This is a genomic window from Fibrobacter sp. UWOV1, assembly GCF_900142495.1.
Classification (GTDB): Bacteria; Fibrobacterota; Fibrobacteria; order Fibrobacterales; family Fibrobacteraceae; genus Fibrobacter.
Map to the genome: position 1 here is coordinate 1 of NZ_FRBA01000028.1, position 1383 is coordinate 1383.

The 1383-nt window shown below is 56.5% G+C and carries 1 protein-coding gene; it reads left to right on the forward strand.

The genetic code is table 11. From position 1 onward, the window contains the following. Nucleotides 1-75 precede the first annotated feature (75 nt). A complete protein-coding gene (locus tag BUC02_RS15575) occupies nt 76-1335 on the forward strand; it encodes an IS256 family transposase (protein ID WP_256375177.1) in 1260 nt (419 codons plus the stop codon). Nucleotides 1336-1383 lie beyond the last annotated feature (48 nt).

Below are 1383 nucleotides of genomic sequence, written 5' to 3' on the forward strand. Positions count from 1 at the left end.
TGGTAACGTATATTTTCTTTCGCAAATTCCGCTAAGGGGGTAAAAAAATAGGATGTTCCAATTTTTAGATTTGAAATAACCACAAATCAAACACAAAAAAAGGACCATCCTATGGAAAGAAATATAATCAAAATCGACGAAGCCGGCCTCAAGGACGACCTGAAAACGCTCATCCGTGGCACAGTCGAGGACACGCTCAACGCCATGCTAGACGAGGAGGCGGCAGACCTCTGCAATGCCGAAAAGCACGAACGCTCCGAAGGCCGCAGGAACTACCGCAGCGGCCACTACCACAGGAAACTGCTCACGGGAGCGGGAGAGCTCGACATCGCCGTCCCGAAACTGCGCCTGGCCCCGTTCGAGACAGCCATCATAGAGCGCTACAGGCGCAGGGAATCGTCCGTGGAGGAATCGCTCATCGAGATGTACCTGGCTGGCGTATCCGTGCGCCGCGTGGAGGACGTCACCGAGCTCCTGTGGGGCTCCCGCGTAAGCGCCTCGACGGTCAGCAACCTGAACCAGAAGGTGTACGGCAAGATCGAGGAGTGGCGCAACAGACCGCTCTCCGGCGAATACCCCTACGTGTTCGTGGACGGCATCTACCTGAAGCGCAGCTGGGGAGGCGAAATGACCAGCGTGTCGGTGCTTGTGGCCATAGGCGTAAACGGCGACGGCTACCGCGAGATCCTCGGTGCGGCGGAAGGTGCGAGCGAGAGCAAGGAATGCTGGAAATCGTTCCTGCTAAGCCTGAAGGAACGCGGCCTGAAGGGGGTGCGCCTGTTCACCTCAGACAAGCACCTGGGCTTCCTGGAATCCGCATCGGAGGTCTTCCCGGATGTCAAATGGCAGCGCTGTACGGTTCACTTCTTCAGGAACGTGTTCACGAAGGTGCCCCGCAACAAGTTCGCCGCAGTGGCCGCCCTCCTCAAGGCCACCTACGCCCAGGAGGACCGCGAGGCCACGCTAGCCAAGGTCAAGGACGTTGAACGCAAGTTGCGCGAGATGAAACTGAACTCGGCCGCGGACATGTACGCGAAGGGAGTTGGCGAAACGCTGACGTACCTGGAGTTCCCCAGCCAGCACTGGCGCAATATCCGGACGAACAACATCCTCGAACGACTCAACCGCGAGATACGCCGGAGAACACGGGTTGTAGGCTGCTTCCCAGACGGTGAATCGGCCCTGATGCTTGTCTGCGCAAGGCTAAGGCATGTCGCCTCGAAGGAATGGGGCTCCAAGAGGTACCTGAATATGAAGCACCTTTACGAGCAGGAAAAGGAAAACGAGCTGAAACGGGAACTGGAAAAGAGCGGAAAGAAAGGAAATGTAGCCTAAATCTGATGTTGGAACAAACTATTTTTGCGAAAAACCCTTGACACTACC